Source organism: Pseudomonas sp. GW823-FHT03E05, assembly GCF_058796855.1.
Genome location: NZ_JBXAJB010000010.1, coordinates 127,153 through 149,505, shown reverse-complemented (window position 1 = coordinate 149,505; position 22,353 = coordinate 127,153). Strand labels below are relative to the sequence as shown.

Annotated in this window: 20 protein-coding genes, 1 other RNA gene and 1 pseudogene; 14 read left to right on the top strand and 8 right to left on the bottom strand. The window is 62.8% G+C overall.

Going from position 1 to position 22,353, the window contains the following annotated elements:
- Positions 1-47 precede the first annotated feature (47 nt).
- The 4 genes from ligA to AC1RCO_RS30230 all read left to right on the top strand — a co-directional run bounded on the left by ligA (position 48) and on the right by AC1RCO_RS30230 (position 4,719).
- A complete protein-coding gene (gene ligA / locus AC1RCO_RS30245) occupies positions 48-2,414 on the top strand; it encodes an NAD-dependent DNA ligase LigA (protein ID WP_492575715.1) in 2,367 nt (788 codons plus the stop codon).
- 120 nt (positions 2,415-2,534) lie between these two features.
- Positions 2,535-3,701 (top strand): zinc-binding metallopeptidase family protein, encoded by a 1,167-nt coding sequence (locus AC1RCO_RS30240; RefSeq protein ID WP_011060214.1) that lies wholly within the window; start codon positions 2,535-2,537, stop codon positions 3,699-3,701.
- A gap of 225 nt (positions 3,702-3,926) precedes the next feature.
- Positions 3,927-4,023, top strand: an RNA gene (ffs, locus tag AC1RCO_RS30235) — signal recognition particle sRNA small type.
- 192 nt (positions 4,024-4,215) lie between these two features.
- Complete coding sequence (locus tag AC1RCO_RS30230) at positions 4,216-4,719, top strand: GrpB family protein (RefSeq protein ID WP_492618344.1); 504 nt, start codon at positions 4,216-4,218, stop codon at positions 4,717-4,719.
- Positions 4,720-4,772: 53 nt separating this feature from the next.
- Here the strand turns inward: AC1RCO_RS30230 and AC1RCO_RS30225 are convergent, their stop codons facing one another.
- Positions 4,773-5,639, bottom strand: coding sequence for a LysR family transcriptional regulator (locus AC1RCO_RS30225; protein WP_011060216.1), 867 nt, complete (start codon positions 5,637-5,639; stop codon positions 4,773-4,775).
- A 105-nt stretch (positions 5,640-5,744) separates the two neighbouring features.
- Here AC1RCO_RS30225 and AC1RCO_RS30220 point away from each other — a divergent pair, with 105 nt between their 5' ends.
- Positions 5,745-6,680, top strand: a complete 936-nt coding sequence (locus AC1RCO_RS30220) for a DMT family transporter (RefSeq protein ID WP_492618374.1) — start codon at positions 5,745-5,747, stop codon at positions 6,678-6,680.
- A gap of 55 nt (positions 6,681-6,735) precedes the next feature.
- On the opposite strand, the gene AC1RCO_RS30215 is transcribed toward AC1RCO_RS30220, so the two are convergent.
- From AC1RCO_RS30215 to AC1RCO_RS30205, 3 genes are all read right to left on the bottom strand, one after another.
- Positions 6,736-7,629: a DUF2167 domain-containing protein gene (locus AC1RCO_RS30215; protein WP_123397603.1), complete on the bottom strand. Its 894-nt coding sequence runs from the start codon at positions 7,627-7,629 to the stop codon at positions 6,736-6,738.
- Between the two features lie 132 nt (positions 7,630-7,761).
- Positions 7,762-8,133, bottom strand: coding sequence for a VOC family protein (locus AC1RCO_RS30210; protein ID WP_011060219.1), 372 nt, complete (start codon positions 8,131-8,133; stop codon positions 7,762-7,764).
- Positions 8,134-8,279: 146 nt separating this feature from the next.
- On the bottom strand, positions 8,280-8,594 hold the full coding sequence (locus AC1RCO_RS30205; protein WP_011060220.1) for a helix-turn-helix domain-containing protein: 315 nt from the start codon (positions 8,592-8,594) through the stop codon (positions 8,280-8,282).
- A gap of 444 nt (positions 8,595-9,038) precedes the next feature.
- On the opposite strand from AC1RCO_RS30205, the pseudogene AC1RCO_RS30200 reads away from it, so the two are divergent.
- The 3 genes and pseudogenes from AC1RCO_RS30200 to AC1RCO_RS30190 all read left to right on the top strand — a co-directional run.
- Positions 9,039-9,320: pseudogene (locus AC1RCO_RS30200) on the top strand (PAS domain-containing protein); the annotation flags it as partial.
- 231 nt (positions 9,321-9,551) lie between these two features.
- On the top strand, positions 9,552-10,604 hold the full coding sequence (locus AC1RCO_RS30195; RefSeq protein WP_375538628.1) for a methyl-accepting chemotaxis protein: 1,053 nt from the start codon (positions 9,552-9,554) through the stop codon (positions 10,602-10,604).
- Positions 10,605-10,622: 18 nt separating this feature from the next.
- Positions 10,623-12,341, top strand: coding sequence for a putative bifunctional diguanylate cyclase/phosphodiesterase (locus tag AC1RCO_RS30190; protein WP_011060222.1), 1,719 nt, complete (start codon positions 10,623-10,625; stop codon positions 12,339-12,341).
- Here the strand turns inward: AC1RCO_RS30190 and AC1RCO_RS30185 are convergent.
- The gene (locus AC1RCO_RS30185; protein WP_011060223.1) at positions 12,314-13,084 is read right to left on the bottom strand and encodes a substrate-binding periplasmic protein; all 771 of its coding nucleotides are present in this window, start codon (positions 13,082-13,084) and stop codon (positions 12,314-12,316) included. The genes AC1RCO_RS30190 and AC1RCO_RS30185 overlap by 28 nt on opposite strands.
- 139 nt (positions 13,085-13,223) lie before the next feature.
- Here AC1RCO_RS30185 and dnaX point away from each other — a divergent pair, with 139 nt between their 5' ends.
- The 5 genes from dnaX (at position 13,224) to AC1RCO_RS30160 (ending at position 18,873) form a co-directional block, all read left to right on the top strand.
- A complete protein-coding gene (dnaX, locus tag AC1RCO_RS30180) occupies positions 13,224-15,302 on the top strand; it encodes a DNA polymerase III subunit gamma/tau (protein ID WP_492618343.1) in 2,079 nt (692 codons plus the stop codon).
- 66 nt (positions 15,303-15,368) lie between these two features.
- The gene (locus tag AC1RCO_RS30175; protein ID WP_015634779.1) at positions 15,369-15,707 is read left to right on the top strand and encodes a YbaB/EbfC family nucleoid-associated protein; all 339 of its coding nucleotides are present in this window, start codon (positions 15,369-15,371) and stop codon (positions 15,705-15,707) included.
- A 210-nt stretch (positions 15,708-15,917) separates the two neighbouring features.
- The gene (curA, locus tag AC1RCO_RS30170) at positions 15,918-16,961 is read left to right on the top strand and encodes an NADPH-dependent curcumin/dihydrocurcumin reductase (RefSeq protein ID WP_011060226.1); all 1,044 of its coding nucleotides are present in this window, start codon (positions 15,918-15,920) and stop codon (positions 16,959-16,961) included.
- Positions 16,962-17,019: 58 nt separating this feature from the next.
- On the top strand, positions 17,020-17,622 hold the full coding sequence (gene recR, locus AC1RCO_RS30165; RefSeq protein WP_011060227.1) for a recombination mediator RecR: 603 nt from the start codon (positions 17,020-17,022) through the stop codon (positions 17,620-17,622).
- A gap of 102 nt (positions 17,623-17,724) precedes the next feature.
- Positions 17,725-18,873 (top strand): acyl-CoA dehydrogenase family protein, encoded by a 1,149-nt coding sequence (locus AC1RCO_RS30160; protein ID WP_492618342.1) that lies wholly within the window; start codon positions 17,725-17,727, stop codon positions 18,871-18,873.
- Positions 18,874-18,880: 7 nt separating this feature from the next.
- On the opposite strand, the gene AC1RCO_RS30155 is transcribed toward AC1RCO_RS30160, so the two are convergent.
- Together AC1RCO_RS30155 and fnrA are read right to left on the bottom strand one after the other, a co-directional pair.
- The gene (locus tag AC1RCO_RS30155; protein WP_011060229.1) at positions 18,881-19,429 is read right to left on the bottom strand and encodes an adenine phosphoribosyltransferase; all 549 of its coding nucleotides are present in this window, start codon (positions 19,427-19,429) and stop codon (positions 18,881-18,883) included.
- Positions 19,430-19,510: 81 nt separating this feature from the next.
- Positions 19,511-20,245 (bottom strand): Crp/Fnr family transcriptional regulator FnrA, encoded by a 735-nt coding sequence (fnrA, locus tag AC1RCO_RS30150; RefSeq protein WP_011060230.1) that lies wholly within the window; start codon positions 20,243-20,245, stop codon positions 19,511-19,513.
- A gap of 153 nt (positions 20,246-20,398) precedes the next feature.
- Here fnrA and AC1RCO_RS30145 point away from each other — a divergent pair, with 153 nt between their 5' ends.
- Positions 20,399-20,878, top strand: a complete 480-nt coding sequence (locus tag AC1RCO_RS30145) for a hypothetical protein (RefSeq protein WP_065363452.1) — start codon at positions 20,399-20,401, stop codon at positions 20,876-20,878.
- Here the strand turns inward: AC1RCO_RS30145 and hemN are convergent.
- Positions 20,875-22,257 (bottom strand): oxygen-independent coproporphyrinogen III oxidase, encoded by a 1,383-nt coding sequence (gene hemN, locus AC1RCO_RS30140; protein ID WP_011060232.1) that lies wholly within the window; start codon positions 22,255-22,257, stop codon positions 20,875-20,877. The two genes, AC1RCO_RS30145 and hemN, sit on opposite strands and share 4 nt — an antisense overlap.
- Positions 22,258-22,353 lie beyond the last annotated feature (96 nt).

The window sequence follows — 22,353 nt, the reverse complement described above, 5'->3', positions numbered from 1 at the left end:
TCAGATCGAGCAGCCTAGGCTGCTCTTTTGCTTTGTGAGAGAACCCCATGACCGCCGCCGAAACCCGCATTCTTGAGCTGCGCGCTGAGCTGGACCAGCACAACTACCGCTACCACGTACTGGATGAACCCAGCATCCCGGATGCGGAATACGACCGGCTGTTCCGTGAGCTCAAGGCCCTGGAAGCCGAGCACCCTGAACTGGTGACCAGCGATTCGCCAACCCAGCGTGTCGGCAGCGCAGCGCTTTCGGCCTTCACCCAGGTGCGTCATGAAATCCCCATGCTCAGCCTCGGCAACGCTTTCGAGGAAGTCGACATGCGCGAGTTCGATCGCCGGGTCAACGAAGGCCTGGACCTGCCGGCCGGTGATCTGTTCGGTGGCGGCGCGGCGGTGGAGTACAGCTGCGAGCCCAAGCTCGATGGCCTGGCAGTCAGCCTGCTGTACCAGGATGGCGTACTGGTGCGCGGCGCCACCCGTGGCGATGGCACCACCGGTGAAGACATCAGCGTCAATGTGCGTACCGTGCGCAACATTCCCCTCAAGCTGCAAGGCAGTGGCTGGCCGGCAACCCTGGAAGTGCGCGGTGAAGTGTTCATGTCCAAGGCCGGCTTCGAGCGCCTGAACGCTGCGCAACTGGAAGCGGGCGGCAAGACCTTCGCCAACCCGCGCAACGCAGCGGCGGGCAGCCTGCGTCAATTGGACTCGAAGATCACCGCCAGTCGGCCCCTGGAGTTCTGCTGCTATGGCCTGGGCCAGGTCAGCGCGGACATCGCCGACACCCATATCGGCAACCTTGAACGGTTGAAGCAGTGGGGCATGCCCATCAGTCGTGAACTGCGGCTGGCCAAGGGCATCGACGAATGCCTGGACTACTACCGCGAGATCGGCGAGCGGCGCAATGCGTTGCCTTATGAGATCGACGGCGTGGTGTTCAAGGTCAACAGCATCGCCTCCCAGCGGGAACTAGGTTTCCGTGCCCGGGAGCCGCGCTGGGCCATCGCCCACAAGTTCCCGGCCATGGAAGAGCTCACCGAGCTGCTGGACGTGGAGTTCCAGGTCGGTCGTACCGGTGCCGTGACGCCGGTGGCGCGCTTGCAGCCGGTCAAGGTGGCCGGGGTCACTGTATCCAACGCTACTTTGCACAACATGGATGAAGTGGCGCGCCTGGGCTTGATGATCGGTGACACGGTGATCATCCGCCGTGCCGGCGACGTGATTCCGCAAGTGGTGCAAGTGGTGACCGAGCGTCGTCCGGAGAACGCCCGCCCGGTGCAGATCCCCGAGAGCTGCCCGGTCTGTGGTTCCCACGTAGAGCGCACGCAACTGGTCAAGCGCAGCAAGGGCCGGGAAACCGTCAGCGAAGGTGCGGTGTATCGCTGCGTTGGCCGGCTGGCCTGCGGGGCCCAGCTCAAGCAGGCGATCATCCATTTTGTGTCCCGTCGTGCCATGGATATCGAAGGCCTGGGGGACAAGACCATCGAACAGTTGGTGGACGAGAACCTTATTGCCTCGCCGGCTGATCTCTACAGGCTCAAATACGAGCAGATCATCGACCTGGAAGGCTTTGCCGAGGTGTCCAGCAACAAACTGCTCAAGGCCATCGAAGACAGCAAGCGTCCGGCCCTGGCGCGCTTCATCTATGCCCTGGGTATCCCGGATGTCGGTGAGGAAACCGCCAAGGTCCTGGCGCGCTCCCTGGGCAGCCTGGAACGGGTTCAGCAGGCACTGCCGCAAGTGCTGACCTATCTGCCGGATGTCGGTCTGGAAGTGGCTCACGAAATCCACAGCTTCTTTGAGGACAGTCATAACCAGGAAGTCATCGGTTCCCTGCTGGCGGCAGATCAATGCGGCCTGGTGCTGCAGGATCAGGGCGAACTGGGCGCCGAATTCGCCGCCAGCACCACCCTGGGCGGCATGCTCGACAAGCTCAACATCCCTTCAGTAGGCCCGGGCGCCGCGCAGAAACTGGCCGACAAGTTCGGCTCACTGCAAGGCGTGATCGAGGCCGACTGGCTGGACATGCGCCAGGCGCTGCCGGAGAAGCAGGCCAAGGCGGTGCGTGAATTCTTCGACAACCCGGCCAACGCACAACTGGCCCAGGCCATCGAACAGCAGCTGCAGGCCTTTGGCATGCATTGGCAGAGCGAGAAGAAGGTGGTTGCGGGCCTGCCGCTGGCGGGGCAGACCTGGGTGCTTACGGGCTCCCTGGAACTGATGAGCCGCGACGTGGCCAAGGACAAGCTGGAAAGCCTTGGTGCCAAGGTGGCGGGTTCGGTCTCGGCGAAGACTCACTGCGTGGTGGCCGGCCCCGGCGCCGGTTCCAAACTGGCCAAGGCCAACGAACTGGCGCTCAAGGTGCTGGACGAACAGGCCTTCGTGGCTTTCCTGACCGAGCACGGCGTCCCGACCTGACCTGTAGCCGCTGCCGTGCCTTCGGGTGCGCCTCGTCGCCAGCGGCGCAGTGGTACGAATCTTGGAACCCCACAGGCTTGCCCATGATCTAGTCTTGGCAAGCCCCAGGGAGGATTCGCCATGTACCGCTTCTTCGAGCAGCTCAGTTCCCGGATCGCCGCACCCTTCGTCGGCGACCGTTCACGTAACAGCAAACTCTGGTCCTGCCGCTGCGGGCAATCGCTGTTCTTTCGCAACAGCCAGTGCCTGGCCTGTTCGGCAATGCTTGGCTATGCACCACACCTGGGTCTGCTGTCTTCCCTGCAGCCCGGGCCGGCGGGCGATACCTGGGTGCTGGATGCCAAGCCCGAAGCCGGCGCCTTCAGGCGTTGCGCCAACCTCGATACCCCGGCAGCCTGCAACTGGCTGCTGCCGGCGCATCTGACCGACAGCCTGTGCGTGGCCTGCAAGCTCAATCGCACCATTCCCGACCTGTCCATAGCCGAGAACCCGGAGCGCTGGCGCAAGGTGGAAATTGCCAAGCGCCGGCTGGTAGCACAATTGCTTGACCTGGGGCTGCAGGTGATCCCCAAGGGCGAGGATGAGCAGGCCGGGCTGGCCTTCGATTTCATCGGTGTTGATCTGGAGGGCAGGGCGCCGGTTACCGGGCATGCCAACGGCCTCATTACGCTGGATATCAAGGAAGCCGACGACGCCCACCGGGAAAAGATCCGTGCCCAGATGCATGAGCCTTACCGCACCCTGCTCGGGCATTTCCGTCACGAAGTGGGGCATTACTACTGGGACCGGTTGATAGCCAACAGCCCCTGGCTGGAAGCCTTTCGCAGCCTCTTCGGCGATGAACGCTACAGCTACGCGCAAGCTCTGGAGCGGCACTACCAGAAGGGCGCGCCGGCTGGCTGGCAGCAAAGCCATGTCAGCGCCTACGCCACCATGCACCCCTGGGAAGACTGGGCGGAGACCTGGGCTCACTACCTGCACATGGTGGACGCAGTGGACACCGCCCTGGGTTTCGGCATGAGCGCCCGGGACGTCGACCTCGACTACCAGCCGTTTCCCTTGAGCAGCCTCTATGATCCGCAGCATCCAGGCGGGCCGGCGTTCCTGGCTTTCGTCAACGCCTGGATCGAACTGGCGGGCATGCTCAACGAACTGTCCCGCAGCATGGGCCAACCGGATTTCTACCCCTTCATCCTGCCGCCCGCGGTGATTGCCAAATTGCATTTCATCCACCTGGTGATCCAGCAGGAAGGCGGCCGCGCCGACGAAGTCCTGTCCCTGGACTGATCCTCACCGTCCTGTAGGGGCGAGCTTGCCCGCGAAGGCCCCAGCGCGATTTCCCTGATGCACCGCGATGCCTGTTTCGCCAGCAAGTTCGCCCCCACGGCAGGTGGGCCACGGCCAAGTGCTTGAAGCCCATCGAATTTTAATCTGCAGCCAGCGGTTGTAAGTTCGACTCAGATAGGTACAATGGCGCGGCTCGCCGTCAGGCGAGCGTCGTTATGGTGACCCCATCGGTCCCCCCGCAACGATTACCCGTGAACCTGGTCAGAGCCGGAAGGCAGCAGCCACAGCGGGAACATTGTGTGCCGGGGTGTGGCTGGTGGGGTTGCCTCCATAACGCCCCTCGTTGGTCCTCAGCGAGATGAATCAAAATTCCTGCCAACCTTCGAGCTCGTGCAGTATTTCTGTTGACGTGCCGTTGTCGTGCGCCTTGTTTGTGGTTCGCCAATCCCTGTGTCCTGTTGGCTCGGGCGGCGGGCTCCTGGAATATCCAACGCCTTTGCATCAAGGAGTGGTCATGGCGCTAACCAGTAAGATCTCCCCCTATGACGATCATTGGCCTGCGGCATTTGCAGGGGAGAAGGCGCGCATAGCCAAAGGCTTCGGTTGCGAGCTGATGGATATTCATCACGTGGGGAGCACTGCTGTTCCAGGATTGGCGGCCAAGCCGGAAATCGATCTGCTAGTGGTGGTCGCGGAGCAGGTGGATGAAGCTGCGCGCAATGCCTTCATGGCGACCCTGGGGTATGTCCGGGGTAGCAATCTGTCCCCCGGGCATCATTTTTACCGTCGCGATGTAGAGGGTATACGCACCCACAAGGTGCATGTCTGTGTCGCCGGTCATGAGCAGGTGGGGCGCATGCTGCGCTTTCGCGATCTGTTGCGTCAGGACAGCGGCATCCGCCAACAGTATCAGGATCTGAAGTTTCGGCTTGAGGCCAGCAATCGCGAGGGCATTGGCGAGTACCTTGCGCAGAAGGCCCCCTTTATCGACGCCCTGATGGGGGCTCAGTCATCGTGACTGCCTCGTTGTGTCCAAATGCTCGGTGTTGCCTGCAAGGTTGCTGCGGGCTGTCAGGCCCCCAGCTGCTCCCGCAGCAACTGCGCAAAGGCGTCCCTGGCGCCATGGTGTTGTACATCCTTGTGCCAGACAAAACGGTTATCCACCGGTAGCAGGTCGTCGAAGCGCTGCACGCTCAGGTTGGCCGATTGCGAATAGCGCTCCAGCACCCCTTCCGGTATCAGCGAGACCCCGGCCCCCACGCTGACGCAGCCGATGATGGTGCCCCAGCTGGCATAGCCGGTGATGGGGAGGTTCAGACCGTGCCTGCCCAGCCAGTTTTCCAGGGCGCGGCGATAGGGGCAGCCCGGCGGCCACATGAACAGGTTGTGGTGCTGCAAGTCGCTGGCGCTGCGGATAGGGGCGCTGTTTCCGCTGGAGATCAGCACCAGCGGTTCGTGGTAGAGCACGGTCTGTTGCAGTTTGGCCGGCAGGCTGTCGATGGCCACCAGGGCGCCGTCGATGCGTTGGTGCAGCAGCTCTTCAAAGAGTTGCGACCAGGTTCCGGTCACCAGCTCCACGCTCACCTTCGGATAGCGCTTGTGGTATTGCGCCAGCAGGGGAGGCAGGCGCCCACCGGCGCATGACTCGATCGAGCCCAGGCGCAACAGGCCGCTGGGTTCGGCCTGGTTGTCCACCGCACGTTTGGCTTCATCCACCAGGGCCAGGATGCGTTCACTGTAGCCGAGGAAGATTTCCCCGGCGGGGCTGATCCGCAGGCCGCGTCCGACCCGGGTAAACAGCTCGGTGCCCAGCTCGCCTTCCAGCTGCTTGAGGCGGTTGGTGATATTGGACGGCACGCAATGCAGTTGCTCGGCCGCTCGGGCAATGCTGCCGGTGCGGGCCACAGCCTTCACCATTTTCAGTTGGGTCAGTTCCATTGCTCATTTCCAGTGAGGAATAACCTCAGTATCGGTTAATTGTGGTGAGTTGTGCAGGGCGGGACACTGCAGGTCCTCTTCTTGCCTCTGGATATCTGTGTCGTGATGCTCTCGCCCCTGTTCAAGCTGGTGCTGGCCACCGCTGCGGTGATTCTGTGTTGGGCCTATTCGCCGGTGGGTATCCATATCGGCCTGGAGGACTACAGCCCCGGGCACCTGGCCTTGCTGCGGTTCCTGATTGCCTCGCTGTTCATGGCCGCAATGGCGCTGGTGCTGAAGATCTCCCTGCCGCGCTGGCGCGACCTGCCCTGGTTGCTGGTACTGGGTTTCTTCGCCATCGCTTTTCATCACGTCAGCCTCAACTACGGCCAGCAAGGGCTGAGCGCCGGAGCATCCAGCGTGCTGGCGCAGTCCGCGCCGATCTTCAGCACGCTGATCGCGTTTTTCTGGCTCAGGGAGCCGGTCAGTGGCTGGCGCTGGCTTTGTGTGGTGATCGGGCTGTTGGGGGCGGTGCTGGTGGTGGCCGGTGGCAAGGGCCTGGGGGCGATCGAGCCGCGAGGGCTGCTGGTGCTTCTGGCGGCGTTTTCCTGGGGGCTGTACTTCGTCTTGCAGCGGCGCTTTTCCGGGCGCTATGGGGTGTTGACCACTGTCTGCTACATGGTCTGGGGCGGTACGCTACTGCTCTTGGTGTATGCCCCCGGGCTGACGCAGGCGGTGGCCCAGGCATCACTACGGGTGAACCTGGCGGTGCTGTTGCTGGGGCTGTTTCCCAGTGCACTGGCTTACCTGGCCTGGGCCTATGTGCTGGCTCGGGTCGAGGTCAGCCGCGCGTCGATCGCCATGTACCTGATTCCGCCGGTGGCGATGCTGCTGGCCGCGACGGTGCTGGGCGAAACTCTGCAGTCCAGCGTGGTGCTGGGGGCGGCGGTGGTGCTGGGTAGCGTGATGGCGATGCAATTGGACGGGCGTTGGCGTTGGCGGTGGCGCCGGCGCTTGTCGGCGACACCTGCCAATGAGGTGCCTGCCGGGCAAGGCCGCTAGTGCCGGCCTTGCAAGTGCCAGCGCCGCGCAATGGCGGGGCGCTGCCGGGCGGGATTCAGCTCTTTTTCTTGAACAGGCGGCCGATGAAGGCGGCAAGGCCCAATACCCCCAGGACGATGAATTTCTTGCCGGCCAGGAGCAGTACGCCGAGCTTGGCGAAGAGCCCGGCCTTGCTGGCGAGGCCGCCGGCCACCAGGGCGGCGAGGCCATAGGAAGCCAGTTTGTCGGTGCTCGGGTTGTAGTCGGCGTAGCGGTTGCCGTCGGTGAAGTTGGTAAAGGCCAGCACCTTGGGAATCTCGCGCTTGATGGTGTCCAGGTCGTCCATTGAAGCCACGGCATTGAGTTCCAGCACGCCTTCGCGGCCCAGCACGCGGATGCTGTAGTTCAGGGTGTGGCTCTGGGCGCCTTCGGCCTTGAGTTCACGGGCCCAGTACATCTTGTGCGATTGCGCGTCATAGCTTGGCTGCTCGGCCCAGCCCAACAGGTGAATGGCGCCGTAGCCCTGTTCCTGGCGCTGCTTGTTGTCTTCCTCGTCCGCTTCCTGCATCTGCTTGAGCAGGTCCTGGTAGTCGATCTTCGCGGCGTCGTCGTCGGAGATGTGCCCATCGTTCTTGTAGCTGATGATCACGCCCCAGCCTTCGGCGGACAGCGGGCTGACGGCGCTGGGCACGATCATGCCCAGGGTGGTGAAGCCAGGTGGATTGCCCCAGCCCTCGGTGAGCAGCTTCTCGGTGTCCTTGGGGTTGAGGTAGTAGAACTCCTTGCTCAGATCGAGGCTGGCGATATCCCCGGGCAGCTTGATGTTGCCGTGGCGTGGGGAGAGCGAGGCGAGAAACTGTTCGGCGGTCTGGGGTTCGGCGTCCTTGCTCTCGGGCGCGGTGGCGGCGCTGGCAAGAAAGGGCATGGCGCAGAGGGCGGCCATGGCCATGAGGAGGCGCAGGTACTTCATCGTATTCCCTTACATTTTGTGACAAGTTGGCGGGGAGGATAACGATGAGTGCCGGGCGGCTCAATGTGGCGGTCGGTTTTATTTTGCTGCAGGGTCGGGCGCCGATGCCGGCGCCGTTTCAGGGCTGGCGACTCAGTCGATGGTCAGGTACAGCACCCGCAGGCGGTGGCCGTCCGGGTCGAGGGCCACCAGGGTGTAGCCGAAATCCATCTGGGTCGGCGGCTGGGCGATGGTCATGCCCAGGGCTTGCCAGTGCCGATGCAGTTCATCCACCGCTTCGCGGCTGTCCACGGCCCAGCCCAGTTCGCCGCCACCGCCGGCGGCCTGAGCGCTCGGCTGGACAGTGTGTCGGGACCAGAGGCCAAGCTTGATCCCCGAGTCGAGGATGAACAAGGCGAAAGTCGGGCCGGATTCCACCGGCGGTTTATCCAGCAAGCGGCTATAGAACTCTGCGCTGAGGGCAGGGCTGTCCACGTAGAGCAGGAAATAGGTGTTGGTGATCATGGCGACTCCAGAGGCCTTTGGATGGTGCATTGGGCGCAAGCTTAGGGGGCTGGCCTGTCAGTTCCTGTCAGGAGTCGTCGATTGAAAAAGAGGCCGGCTTATCGGTGTCGATAAACCTGCCTCTTGGAGTTGATTTGTTGCGGGGCTCAAGGCTTGGACAAGGCCTGGTCTACCGCTGCTATCAGCTTTCCCAGATCCTTCGGGGTGGCTTTGTGAATGACACCGAACAAATAAGCCCGCTGTTCCTCTTCGTCGCCCAGATCGGCGAAGAAGGCTTTCAGCTTCACTCCCAGTACTTCGGCTAGCAGAAATAGAGCTTCAACGCTGGGGGTGTAGGTGCCGGTTTCGAAGCGGCTGATGGTTTTTGGGTCAAAACCGGTTTTTTCACCTAGTTCAGCCTGAGTAAGCCCCGCTACCTTTCGATAGCGCTTGATGGCTGCACCCAAACTTGAAATTTGCATCGCTCAATTCCCATTTAGAATCAAGAACTTAACGATAAATATTGGCATTAGACAACACCATGGTTCATCACCTTGCTTTGCAAAATGTGATGCATTTCGTAGAATCGGCGCTTCGGACAGGTATTTGGTGATCTAGTTTCAGAAGGCTGGTTTATGAAACAAGAAATCATTGCATTTCCCTTGTTCACCTAAACCAAGGACTTGGCAGAGGCTCGAACGTCTCGTAAATCCCGCCAACGCTCCGTCCGCCGTCCCCACCTGACGCCTCATCTGATCCTAGTTGATCTCCGTCGAATCGATGGTCAACTGCCGCGCAAACCGCTGTACGGCTGCAATCAGGGCGAACCTTCCGATTGAGCCGTACCGCCAGGAAAGTACATCGCGAATCAGCCTCTTGCCGGGTGCCGGTAACTGTTGATCGCAGGCTGTCTATGGAGTTCTAAAGTGCGTCTCAATTTGCCGGTCACCTCTGTTGAGCAGACCTTTCCCGACCAGCAGCGGCTCATATCCGCCACCGACATCAACAGTCACATCACGTACTGCAACGCCGAGTTCGCAGCGATGAGCGGTTTCAGCCAGGCCGAACTGATCGGCAGCACCCATAACCTGGTTCGCCACCCGGACATGCCGGCGGCGGTGTTCGAGTCGATGTGGGGTTACCTGAAGGCCGGCCAGAGCTGGATGGGTGTGGTGAAGAACCGTTGCAAGAACGGCAATTTCTATTGGGTCAGCGCCTATGTCACGCCGATCCTGGAGGACGGAAAACTGGTGGGCTACGAGTCGGTGCGGGTCAAGCCAAGCCGAGAGCAGGTCAGCCGCGCCGAAACCTTGTATGCGCGCCTGCGGGCCGACAAGGCGCCGGTTTGCGCCTGGCGCCGCATCGAGGCCGCAGCCCGGCCCTTGCTGCTGCCGGTGGCGGTGGCGGTAGGCTGCCTGGCCGCCTTCCACTGGCTGCCGATGCTGGCCGCCCAGGGCTGTACGGTCGCGGGTTTCGTGGCTGTCGGGCTGCTGGCCCAGCGCCGCCTGGGGCAGCAGCTCAAGCAGATTGTCAGTAGCACACCGAACACCTTTGCCGATCCGATCTGCGCCCTGGCCTACAGCGAAGCACTGGGGCCGGCGGCGCAGTTGCAGATGATCCTGATCAGTGAGGAGGCGCGCCTAAAGACCGCCCTGACCCGCCTCAGCGATCTGGCCCGGCAGATGGCTACCGCAGCGGCCGATTCCAGCCAATTGTCCAGCCGCACCGAGTCGGCGCTGCTGGAGCAGCGGGCGGAAACCGACATGACCGCGGCCGCCATGACCCAGATGGCTGCTTCAATCACCGAGGTCGCTGAACACGTCCAGCACACCGCCAGCGAAGCCCACACCGCCAACCTGCTGGCCCGGCAGGGCAGCGAGGTGGCCGGCACCTCGCGGGATGCCATCCAGTTGCTGGCGCGCACCGTGACGCAGATCAACCAGGCCGTGGGCGATCTGGCCGGGCAGACCCAGGAGATCATGGTGGCGGCGAGCATGATCCAGGCGATTGCCGACCAGACCAACCTGCTGGCCCTGAATGCGGCCATCGAGGCAGCCCGAGCTGGTGAGCAGGGCCGTGGTTTTGCCGTGGTCGCCGATGAGGTGCGGGCCCTGGCCGGCAAGACCCGCGAGTCGACCCAGCAGATCCAGGGCATCATCCAGAGCCTGCGCGCCGGGGCCGACGAAGCCGTGCAGATCGCCAGCCTGGGCATCGAGGAGGCGGAGCAGGGCGTGCAGCAGGTGGTCCAGGCCCAGCAGGCGCTGCAAGGCATCGGAGCGGCAGTGGAGCGCATTACCGATATGAGCCAGCAAATGGCCGCGGCATCCCAGGAGCAGTCCCATGTAGCCGAATCGGTCTCCGAACAGATCAACAGTGTCGCCGTCACTGTGCAGCGCACTGCCGAGAATGCCAGCGCCGGAGTGGTTCGCGGCGCCGAGCTGGAAAACATCTCTTCCGGGTTGCGTGCCCTGGTCGAGCGGTTCAACCGCTAGCGACAGTGAGTTCGACTCATGGATGAGAAATACCGCAGGGCCGTCGATGCCGCCGCCATCTTCTCCGAGACGGACCTGGGCGGCAGCATCACTTATGTCAACGATCTGTTCTGCCAGGTCTCGGGCTACAGCCGTGAAGAACTGATCGGCGCCAACCACCGCATGCTCAGTTCCGGGCTGCATCCGCCGGAGTTCTTTGCCGAGTTGTGGCAGACCATTACCCAGGGCCGGGTGTGGAAGGGCGAGATCTGCAACCGCGCCAAGGACGGCAGCCTGTACTGGGTCGACAGCACCATGGTGCCGCTGGTGGATCAGCGCTCCGGGCAGGTGGTGCGTTATGTGTCGATCCGCTTCGATGTCAGCGAAAAGCGTCAGCTGTTGCATTCGTTGCAATGGCGGGTCGGCCACGACGTGCTTACCGGGCTGCCCAACCGGGCCTTTCTCTCGGACCTGCTGCACCAGGCTCTGGATTTCTCCCGGGCGCAGGATATTCCCCTGGCGGTCTGCATGCTCGACCTGGATGGCTTCAAGGCGGTCAATGACGGCTATGGCCACGCCTGTGGCGACCTGCTGCTGGTGGAGGTGGCTGCGCGGCTGCGCTCGATCATCCGCGGCGAGGACGTGGTGGCTCGCCTGGCCGGCGACGAGTTCGTGCTGATTTTGCGTTACGTGCGCGACATGCTGGAGCTGCGCGCGGCGTTGCAAAGGGTATTGGCGACCATTTCCCAGCCGTACTCGATCCAGGGCAAGGACATCAACGTCTTCGCCAGCATCGGCGTGACCCTGTACCCCACCGACAACCACGACGCCGACACCTTGTTGCGCCACGCCGACCAGGCCATGTACGTGGCCAAGCAGAGCGGACGCAACCGCTTCCACCTGTTCGATGTACTGCGCGACCGTGAAGTGATGGTCACCTATCAGACCGTCGAGCAGGTGCGCCAGGCCTTGCTTGCAGGCGAGTTGCGCCTGTACTTCCAGCCCAAGGTGAACATGCGTACCGGTGAGGTGGTGGGCTTCGAGGCGATGCTGCGCTGGCAGCACCCGCAGCGCGGCATGCTGGGGGCCCAGGAGTTTCTGCAGCAGGTGGAGGAGACCGACCTGATCGTCGAGATCGGCGAATGGGTCATGGACCAGGTGATGACCCGCCTGCAAGGCTGGCAGCAGGCGGGGCTGGGCTGGCCGGTGAGCCTGAACGTGGCGGCCCGGCATTTCCAGCGCCCGGACTTCGTCGAGCGGCTCAAGGACATGCTCGATCGCTATCCGGATGTGTTGCCGGCGTTGCTGGACCTGGAAATCGTCGAGTCGGTAGCCATCGACAATATCCAGCGGGTCAGCGATTGCCTCGATGCCTGCCAGGGATTTGGCGTGCAGTTCTCCCTGGGGGACTTCGGCACTGGCCATTCGTCCCTCAGCTACCTCAAGCGCCTGCGCACCCAGACCATCAAGATCGACCGGCTGTTCGTGCGCGACATGCTGCACGACGCGGACGATCAGGCGCTGATCCAGGCGTTGGTGGGGCTGGCCCAGGCCTTTGGCCGGCGCGTGGTGGCCGAGGGGCTGGAAAGCCTGGCGCATGGCGAGCGCTTGATGGCCCTTGGCTGCGACGTCGCCCAGGGGGATTTCATTGCGCCACCAATGCCCGCCGAGGCGGTGCTGGATTGGGTGCGCAGCTTTGAGCCACCGCGGGCATGGCGAAGCGACGAGCTTCAGGGCGAGGCGATGTCGGGAGGCTGAGCGTCGTCCTGGGGGCCGACGTAACGCTGGATGATGGCGTCGATCTCGCCGGACATCTTCATCCGCAACAGGGTGCGCAGGATGCGCTGGGCCGGCACTCTCGGATCGTTGCGTACATAGCAGCCGACGGCCTGCTCCTGCAGCACCGCGACGCTGTACAGCGGGTTGCCGGTGGCCTGGGTCTTGTTGAACCAGTCCAGGGTCCACTGGCTGGCGATGGCGTAGCGGTAACGCCCGACCACCAGTTTCTGCAGCACCTGCTCCTCGTTGCGGGCGTCGTCGCGTATCAGCTGGTTGGTGTCGAACAGCGGCTGCAAGGGGGTGTAGGTGTAGCTGAGGACGGTGCCGATATGCTGGCGCGACAGTTGCTGCAGGTTGACCGCCGAGGGCTCCGGATGGGTGCTCACCAGCAGGTTGCGCTGGATGAACAGCGGCACGCTCCACAGGTAATCCCCAGAGAGGTTCGGCAGCCAGGCCTGGGCCGCGTAGCAGCGCACGTCGACTTCGCCCTGGGCCATGGCGTTCTGCACCCGGGCCCGGGCCAGGACATGAAACTGCGCCGGGGTACCCAGGTGCCGGGCCAGGCTGTTCATGGTGTCGAAAAGGATGCCATCGGTGGGCTGGTCGCCTTCGACCTCGATGGCCGGCATGGTCCAACTGTCGGCGATGGCAAAGCGCAGGGGCGGCTCTGCGGCTTCCAGGCTGGCGCTGAAGAGAAACAGGGCGCACCAGGTCAAACGCATACAGTCTCCAGGGTGTCGGCGGGCGAGCAATCCTTTGCAAAATGCAAGCTTAGACAGATTAGACGAGCGCGCCGGATGCAATTTCGCCCTTGCTCCGCTAGCATTACCGGCTTCCGCTTTCCAGTTGCGACGGTTTTCGATGAGTTATCAGGTTCTTGCACGTAAATGGCGTCCGCGCTCGTTCCGCGAAATGGTCGGCCAGACCCATGTGCTCAAGGCTCTGATCAATGCCTTGGACAGCCAGCGGCTGCACCACGCCTACCTGTTTACCGGCACTCGCGGGGTGGGCAAGACCACCATCGCGCGAATCATTGCCAAATGCCTGAACTGTGAAACAGGTATCACTTCCACGCCCTGTGGCACCTGTTCGGTGTGCTGCGAGATCGATGAGGGGCGCTTTGTCGACCTGATCGAGATCGACGCCGCGAGCCGGACCAAGGTCGAGGATACCCGTGAATTGCTGGATAACGTGCAATACGCACCGAGCCGCGGGCGCTTCAAGGTCTACCTGATCGACGAAGTGCACATGCTCTCCAGCCACTCGTTCAACGCCCTGCTCAAGACCCTCGAAGAGCCGCCGCCCTACGTCAAGTTCATCCTGGCGACCACTGATCCGCAGAAGCTGCCGGCGACCATCCTCTCGCGCTGCCTGCAGTTCTCCCTCAAGAACATGACCCCGGAACGGGTGGTGGAGCACCTGAGCCACGTCCTGGGCGTGGAGAACGTGCCGTTCGAGGATGACGCCCTGTGGCTGCTGGGCCGCGCCGCCGATGGCTCGATGCGCGATGCCATGAGCCTCACCGACCAGGCGATTGCCTTCGGTGAAGGCAAGGTCATGGCGGCCGATGTGCGGGCCATGCTCGGCACCCTCGATCACGGCCAGGTCTACGACGTGCTGCATGCGCTGATCAACGGCGACGCCAAGGCGTTGCTGGAGGCGGTGCGGCACCTGGCGGAGCAGGGGCCGGACTGGAACGGCGTGCTTTCGGAAATTCTCAACGTGTTGCACCGGGTGGCGATTGCCCAGGCATTGCCGGAAGGGGTCGACAACGGGCACGGCGATCGTGACCGGGTGCTGGCCCTGGCCCAGGCCCTGCCTGCCGAAGACGTGCAGTTCTATTACCAGATGGGCCTGATCGGTCGACGCGACCTGCCGTTGGCGCCGGACCCGCGCGGCGGCTTTGAAATGGTCCTGCTGCGAATGCTGGCCTTCCGCCCAGCCGATACCGCGGATGCACCGAGACAGCCGCTAAAGCCAGTGGGGATCAGCCAGGCCACAGTTGATTCCGCCCAAGCCGTGGCGGCGCCGGCACCTGCCGTGCCTGTAGCGACCGTTGCCCCGGCTCCGGTTGTGAGTGCTCCAGTGGCGCCAGCACCTGTTGCCGTGCCCGAACCTGTCGCGCCCCCTGTGGCCGAAGCGGTCGCTGTCGAGCCCGAGCCGGTGGTTGCCGAAGCGGTGGTCGACCTGCCCTGGAACGATCCGGTGGAGCCACAGATCGAACAGCAGCCAGCGGTCGAGCCGGTGCTGGAGGTGGCCGCCGAGCAGCCTGAGCTGACGCCGATGCCGACCCCGACGCCGGACAGCGTGGTGCCGGACGCGCCGGAGTGGGTCAGCGCCCCGGTGCCGGAACCCACGGTGGCGGAGGTCGACGCCGCCACTCCGGGTATCGACCTGGACGACGAGCCGCCGCTGGACGAGGACTATATCGAGCCGGACATGGATTCGGCCTACAGCTACCTGGACGAACTGGCCAGTGAGCACGCAGCCGATCCGGCGCCGGAACCCGAGCCCGAACCTGCTGCCAAGCCGGCCACTGGCCTGGCCCTGGAATGGCTGCAGCTGTTCCCGAAACTGCCGATCTCGGGCATGACCGGCAGCATCGCCGCCAACTGCACCCTGATGTCCGTGGACGGCGACCATTGGCTGCTGCACCTGGACCCGGCCCACAGCGCACTGTTCAACGCCACCCAGCAGCGTCGCCTCAACGACGCCCTGAACCAGTACCACGGGCGTACCCTGACCCTGGCGATCGAGCTGATCAAGCCCGAGCAGGAAACCCCGGCCCAGGCTGCATCACGGCGCCGTGCCGATCGTCAGCGCGAGGCCGAGGAGTCGATCCATGGTGATCCGTTCATCCAGCGGATGGTCCAGGAGTTCGGTGCAGTGGTGCGCCACGATACTATTGAACCTGTCGAGGCCCTGGCGGCTCAGGGCTGATCATTCAAAGGGCGCCGGGCCAGGGGCCGGGCGCCGTTTCCATCCCCGTACTTTGAGGTAATTCCCATGATGAAAGGTGGCATGGCCGGCCTGATGAAGCAGGCACAGCAGATGCAGGAAAAAATGGCCAAGATGCAGGAAGAACTGGCCAATGCCGAAGTCACCGGCAAGGCTGGCGGCGACATGGTCACCGTAGTCATGACCGGCCGTCATGACATCAAGCGCGTGAGCATCGACCCGAGCCTGCTGGAAGGCGTCAGCGAAGATGACCGTGAAGTGCTCGAAGACCTGTTTGCCGCTGCGGTGAACGACGCCGTGCGCAAGATCGAGTCCAACAGCCAGGAAAAGATGTCCGGCATGACCGCCGGCATGCAACTGCCTCCAGGCATGAAATTGCCGTTCTGATTCGCGCAAGCGCATCGGATGGACTACATAAAGCCAGGCCTTGAGCCTGGCTTTTTTTTGCCCTGGCGATCAGCACTGCGCGGTGGGTAGCAGCCGGCTAGCCGGCGAAGGCCACAGCAGATCCATCTGCAGAAACATCGAACGTGATGCTATTCACAGGGTCTGCAACCTATACCCTTTCATTCAACCTTCCCTAAAGGAGTGTCCATGATGCCGCAAACATTGACCCTCAATCAGCGCGTGGTACTGGTCTCTCGGCCCGAAGGCGCGCCGGTCCCGGAGAATTTCCGCCTGGAGCGGGTGGCCTTGCCGGAACTGGCTGATGGCCAGGTGCTGTTGAAGACCCTCTACCTGTCCCTGGACCCCTACATGCGCGGGCGCATGAGTGATGCCCCGTCCTATGCGGCGCCAGTGGAAATAGACGAGGTCATGACCGGCGGTGCAGTGAGCCGGGTCGAGCGTTCGCTCAACCCCAAGTTCCAGGAGGGCGACCTGGTGGTGGGCGCCACTGGTTGGCAGAGCCACTGCATTTGCGATGGCCGCAACCTGATCCCGGTGCCCTCTGGCCTGCCCAGCCCTTCCATGGCCCTGGGTGTGCTCGGCATGCCCGGAATGACCGCCTACATGGGGCTGATGGACATCGGCCAGCCCAAGGCCGGGGAAACCCTGGTGGTGGGTGCGGCCTCCGGCGCCGTGGGGTCGGTGGTGGGGCAGGTGGCGAAGCTCAAGGGGCTGCGGGTGGTGGGCGTGGCCGGTGGCGCCGACAAATGCCGCTATGTGGTCGAGGAGCTGGGTTTTGATGCCTGCATCGATCACAAGAGCCCCGACTTTGCCGACGAACTGGCCCAGGCCTGCTTCAAGGGCGTGGACATCTATTTTGAAAACGTCGGTGGCAAGGTCTTCGACGGGGTACTGCCCCTGCTCAACCCCAGGGCGCGTATTCCCCTGTGCGGGCTGATCGCCCAGTACAACGCCCAGGCGCTGCCGCCGGGGCCGGATCGCCTGCCACTGCTGCAGCGCACCTTGCTCACCAAGCGGGTACGCATCCAGGGCTTTATTGTCTTCGACGACTATGGCGACCGCCATCCGGAGTTCATCAAGGCCATGGCGCCCTGGGTGCGCGAAGGCAAGGTCAAGTTCAAGGAGGACGTGGTCGAGGGACTGGAGCAGGCACCAGAAGCCTTCATTGGCCTGCTGGAGGGGCGCAACTTCGGCAAGCTGGTGGTCAAGGTCGCCCCGGACGCGAGCATTTGACGCTACCCCGAGGCGCGGGTATAAACCGCGTCTCGTTGTTTTTGTCGGACCTTTGCCCATGAGCTTCAGCCCCCTGATTCGCCAACTGATCGATGCCCTGCGCACCTTGCCGGGCGTGGGTCAGAAAACCGCCCAGCGCATGGCCCTGCAACTGCTCGAGCGTGATCGCAGTGGCGGCTTGCGCCTGGCGCAGGCCTTGAGCCAGGCCATGGAAGGCGTGGGGCATTGCCGCCAGTGCCGGACACTGACCGAAGACGAGCTGTGCCCGCAGTGTGCCGACCCGCGTCGCGACGACACCCTGCTGTGCGTGGTGGAAGGGCCGATGGATGTGTACGCGGTGGAGCAGACCGGCTATCGCGGGCGCTACTTCGTGCTCAAAGGCCACCTGTCGCCTCTGGATGGCCTGGGCCCGGAGGCCATCGGCATTCCGCAGTTGCTGGCGCGTATCGAGGAGCAGGGCAGCTTCAGCGAAGTGATCCTGGCCACCAACCCGACGGTGGAAGGCGAAGCCACTGCGCACTACATCGCCCAACTGCTGACCAACAAGGGCCTGATCACCTCGCGCATCGCCCACGGCGTGCCTCTGGGCGGCGAGCTGGAACTGGTGGATGGCGGCACCCTGGCTCACTCCTTTGCCGGTCGCAAACCCATAGCGTTGTAAGGCTGCGGAAGCCGGCTGACTGGCGAAGGATGCGCCACGCATTCTCTTGAAAACCAAGCAAGCGCTTGGTAAGTTCCTTCGACCCTTCAGAGGAGCTTGCCGATGTCTGCCTGCCAGGAATACTTCGACCCCAGCCACCAGTTGGTCCGCGACAGCGTGCGACGTTTCGTCGAGCGTGAAATCCTTCCCCAGATCGACGAGTGGGAGGAGGCGGGCAGTTTCCCCCGTGAGCTGTACCTCAAGGCCGGGGCCGCCGGGCTTCTGGGCATCGGTTACCCCGAGGCCCTGGGCGGCAGCCATGAGGGTGATCTGTTCGCCAAGATCGCCGCCAGCGAGGAGTTGATGCGCAGTGGCTCCGGCGGCCTGGTGGCGGGCCTCGGTTCCCTGGATATCGGCCTGCCGCCCATCGTCAAATGGGCCCCCCCCGAATTGCGCGAGCGGGTCGCACCGCTGGTGTTGTCCGGGGAGAAGATCAGCGCCCTGGCGGTCACCGAGCCCGGTGGCGGCTCGGACGTGGCCAACCTGCAGACCCGCGCCGTGCGCGATGGCGATCATTACCGGCTCAGTGGCAGCAAGACCTTCATCACCAGTGGCGTGCGCGCCGACTTCTACACCGTTGCGGTGCGCACCGGCGAACCTGGCTACGGCGGTATCAGCCTGTTGCTGGTCGAAAAGGGCACGCCGGGCTTCACTGTGGGTCGGCAGTTGAAAAAGATGGGCTGGTGGGCCTCGGATACCGCCGAGCTGTTCTTCGACGATTGCCGGGTGCCGGTGGGCAACCTGATCGGCGCCGAGAACATGGGCTTTGCCTGCATCATGGGCAACTTCCAGAGCGAACGCCTGGCCCTGGCCCTGATGGCCAACATGACCTCACAGATGGCCCTGGAGGAAAGCCTGAAGTGGGCGCGCGAGCGGGAGGCGTTCGGCAAGCCCATCGCCAAGTTCCAGGTGCTCAAGCACCGTCTGGCGGAGATGGCCACGGCCCTGGAGGTTTCCCGGGAGTTCACCTATCGCCAGGCGGCGAAGATGGCCGCCGGCAAGAGTGTGATCAAGGAAATTTCCATGGCCAAGAACTTCGCCACCGATACCGCCGACCGTATTACCCACGATGCGGTGCAGATCCTCGGTGGCATGGGCTACATGCGCGAAAGCCTCGTGGAGCGCCTGTATCGCGACAACCGCATTCTGTCGATCGGCGGCGGCACTCGCGAGGTGATGAACGAAATCATCAGCAAGCAGATGGGGCTGTAGGTGCAGGCTAGCGCTCGGTCAGGGAAAACTGGGTCAGGCAGAAGGTCGGGATCCCCATGTCCTGCAGCTTCTGCGAGCCGCCCAGTTCCGGCAGGTCGATGATCGCCGCGGCTTCATAGACCTTCGCCCCCATGCGCCGTACCAGATTGGCGGCGGCGATCAGGGTGCCCCCGGTGGCGATCAAGTCATCGATCAACAGCACCGAGTCGCCTTCACACAGGCTGTCGGCGTGGACTTCAATGAAGGCTTCGCCGTACTCGGTCCGGTAGCCCTCGGCCAGGATGTCGGCCGGCAGCTTGCCCTGTTTGCGGAACAGGATCAGCGGCTTGTTCAACTGGTAGGCGATGATCGAGCCGATCAGAAAACCCCGTGCGTCCATGGCGCCGATGTGGCTGAAGTCTTCTTCGACATAACGCTGGGCGAAGCTGTCCGCCACCAGGCGCAGGGCCCGGGGAGACTGGAACAGGGGGGTGATGTCGCGGAAGATCACGCCCGGTTTCGGGAAGTCGATGACGGGGCGGATCAGGGATTTGATGTCGAAGGAATCGAAGGCCATCTTCAGGTGTCCTGGCGGGCAAATAGGCCGCGCCAGTATACCCGCGACCGAGCCGCCTGGCTCAGCCGCACAGGCTGTGGATCAGCCCTCCACCGAGCCGCCGGCGAGGGCGCAGAGCTGGATCGGATCGAGGATGTGCACTTCCTTGCCTTCGGCGGCAATCAGCTCGTTCTGCTGGAAACGGGTGAACACCCGGGACACGGTTTCCACCGCCAGGCCCAGGTAGTTGCCGATTTCGTTGCGCGACATGCTCAGGCGGAATTGGTTGGCCGAGAAGCCCCGGGCGCGGAAGCGCGCGGACAGGTTGACCAGGAACGTGGCGATACGCTCGTCAGCGGTCTTTTTCGACAGCAGCAGCATCATTTGCTGGTCATCGCGGATTTCCCGGCTCATGACCCGCATCAGCTGGCGACGCAGCTGTGGCAGTTGCAGTGCCAGCTCATCGAGGCGTTCGAAGGGGATTTCACACACCGAGGTGGTTTCCAGCGCCTGGGCCGAGACGGGATGGCTTTCGGTGTCCATGCCTGACAGGCCTACCAGCTCGCTGGGGAGATGGAAACCGGTGATCTGTTCTTCGCCGCTGTCGCTCAGGCTGAAGGTTTTCAGGGCGCCCGAACGCACGGCGTACACCGAGTCGAAGCCGTCACCCTGACGGAACAGGAATTCGCCTTTTTTCAATGGGCGGCCACGTTTGACGATTTCGTCCAGCGCGTCCATGTCTTCCAAATTCAGCGAAAGTGGCAGGCAGAGGGGTGCCAGGCTGCAATCCTTGCAATGGGCCTGGTTGTGAGCGCGCAGTTTAACTGGCTCGGACATTCTAGAATCCTTGTGGGAAAACACACATAAGCCGTAAGGGTAACTCACGGGAGGAGGTTCCGGCCAGTCCGTGCCGTATTGACTGTTAGTCGTAAAGCTATCCTTTTATGGGTCGATAACCTGTTAACGAAAGTAACTTGGAAGGCTGAAATTATGTCGTCCGTTGGCGCTATTACTAATGGCAGCAATAACTTGCAGTCACTTCAAGAGCCCTCGACAAGTCAGGTTGACGAGCAACTAAGAGTTTCTCCATTAGTTGCAGAGCCAGTGATCGGGGAGGGCGTCAAAGTGTCGCTGTCTGGCGCCGGCCTGAACAAATCCGCCGCCGCCAAAGGGCGTGACAGTGATATCGAGGAAAGCGGCCTGCCGGAAAACATTCAGCAGATCCTCAAGATGATCAGAAAATTGCAACAACAGATTGCCGAGACCCTCGCCCAGCTCCAGGCGGTCATGGCCGACAAGCACCTGAGCCCAGAAGAAACCAAGGTCCGGATCGGCAGCCTGCAATCTGCCCTGGCAATACTCAACGGCGGTTTGCTGACCGCCAATGCCTCCCTGGCCAAGGCAATGAAAGAAGCGGGCTTGAGCCCTGAGCAGGTGATGAAGGCTGCATCCTTGATCATGAAATCCTAGATCACCCGGGAAAACCGCTGGCGGTTCTGCTGGCCCAGGTATGCATCGAACACCATGCACACCGAGCGCACCAGTAGGCGACCGGCTGGCAGCACGATGATTGCTTCGCTGCCAAGTTCAATCAGGCCGTCGTCGGCCATCTCTTCCAGTTCCGGCCAGAGTTCATTGAAGTAGCCGCGAAAGTCGATATTGAAAGCCTGTTCGATCTCTTCGAACTTAAGACTAAAGTTGCAGATCAGTTGCTGAATAACTTCCCGGCGCAGACGGTCATCGGCATTGCATACCAAGCCGCGACTGGTGGCCAGTTGTGCGCCAGCCAAGGCATTTTGATAGTGCGTCAGGTCGCTGCTGTTCTGGCAGTAGAGATCGCCGATCTGGCTGATGGCTGAAACACCGAGCCCAATAAGGTCGCAATGACCATGAGTGGTGTAGCCCTGGAAGTTGCGTTGCAGGGTGGACTCTTCCTGGGCAATGGCCAGTTCATCATCGGGCAGGGCGAAATGGTCCATGCCGATGTAGCGATAGCCGGCAGCCGTCAGCTGTTCGATGGTGCGTTGCAGCATCTGCAGCTTTTCCGCCGGGGCAGGCAGTTCGCTGCCGTTGATCCGCCGCTGGGGCATGAAACGCTCCGGCAGGTGGGCGTAATTGAACACCGAGAGCCGGTCCGGTTGCAGGCTGATGACTTCTTCCACGGTGCGGGCGAAGTTTTCCGGGGTCTGCTTGGGCAGGCCGTAGATCAGGTCGATGTTGATGGAACGGAACTGCAGGGTGCGGGCCGCTTCGATCACCGCCCGGGTTTCATCCAGGCTTTGCAGGCGATTGACCGCGCGTTGCACTGCCGGGTCCAGGTCCTGTAGGCCGATGCTGACCCGATTGAAACCCAGCTCCCGCAACAGGCCCATGGTCGACCAGTCGGCTTCCCGGGGATCGATCTCGATGCCGTAGTCGCCGGAGTCGTCGTCCAGCAGGTTGAAGTGCTTGCGCAGCAGGGCCATCAGTTGGCGCAGTTCATCGTGGTTGAGAAAGGTCGGGGTGCCGCCGCCGAAATGCAGTTGTTCCACCCGCTGGTTGGGGGCCAGGTGGCAGGCGATCAGTTGCATCTCCTGTTCCAGGCGCTGCAGGTAGGGCAGGGCGCGGCTGCGATCCTTGGTGATGACCTTGTTGCAGGCGCAGTAGTAGCAGATGTTGGCGCAGAACGGGATGTGCACGTACAGCGACAGCGGGCGCTGCGCCTTGCGGCTGTCGCGCAGGGCGTGCAGCAGGTCGAAGGCGCCGACCTGGCTGTTGAACTGTACTGCGGTCGGGTATGAGGTGTAGCGCGGTCCCGCCAGGTCGTAGCGGCGGATCAGATCTGTGTCCCAACGAATGGCGTCGAGCATGCGGGAATTCCCCCGGATAGGCTGGCAGTGTTCGCGAGTCTAGGAGGTTCAGGCCAGGGCCATCTTGACTTGTATCAAGGGTGTTCGGGAGCCGTC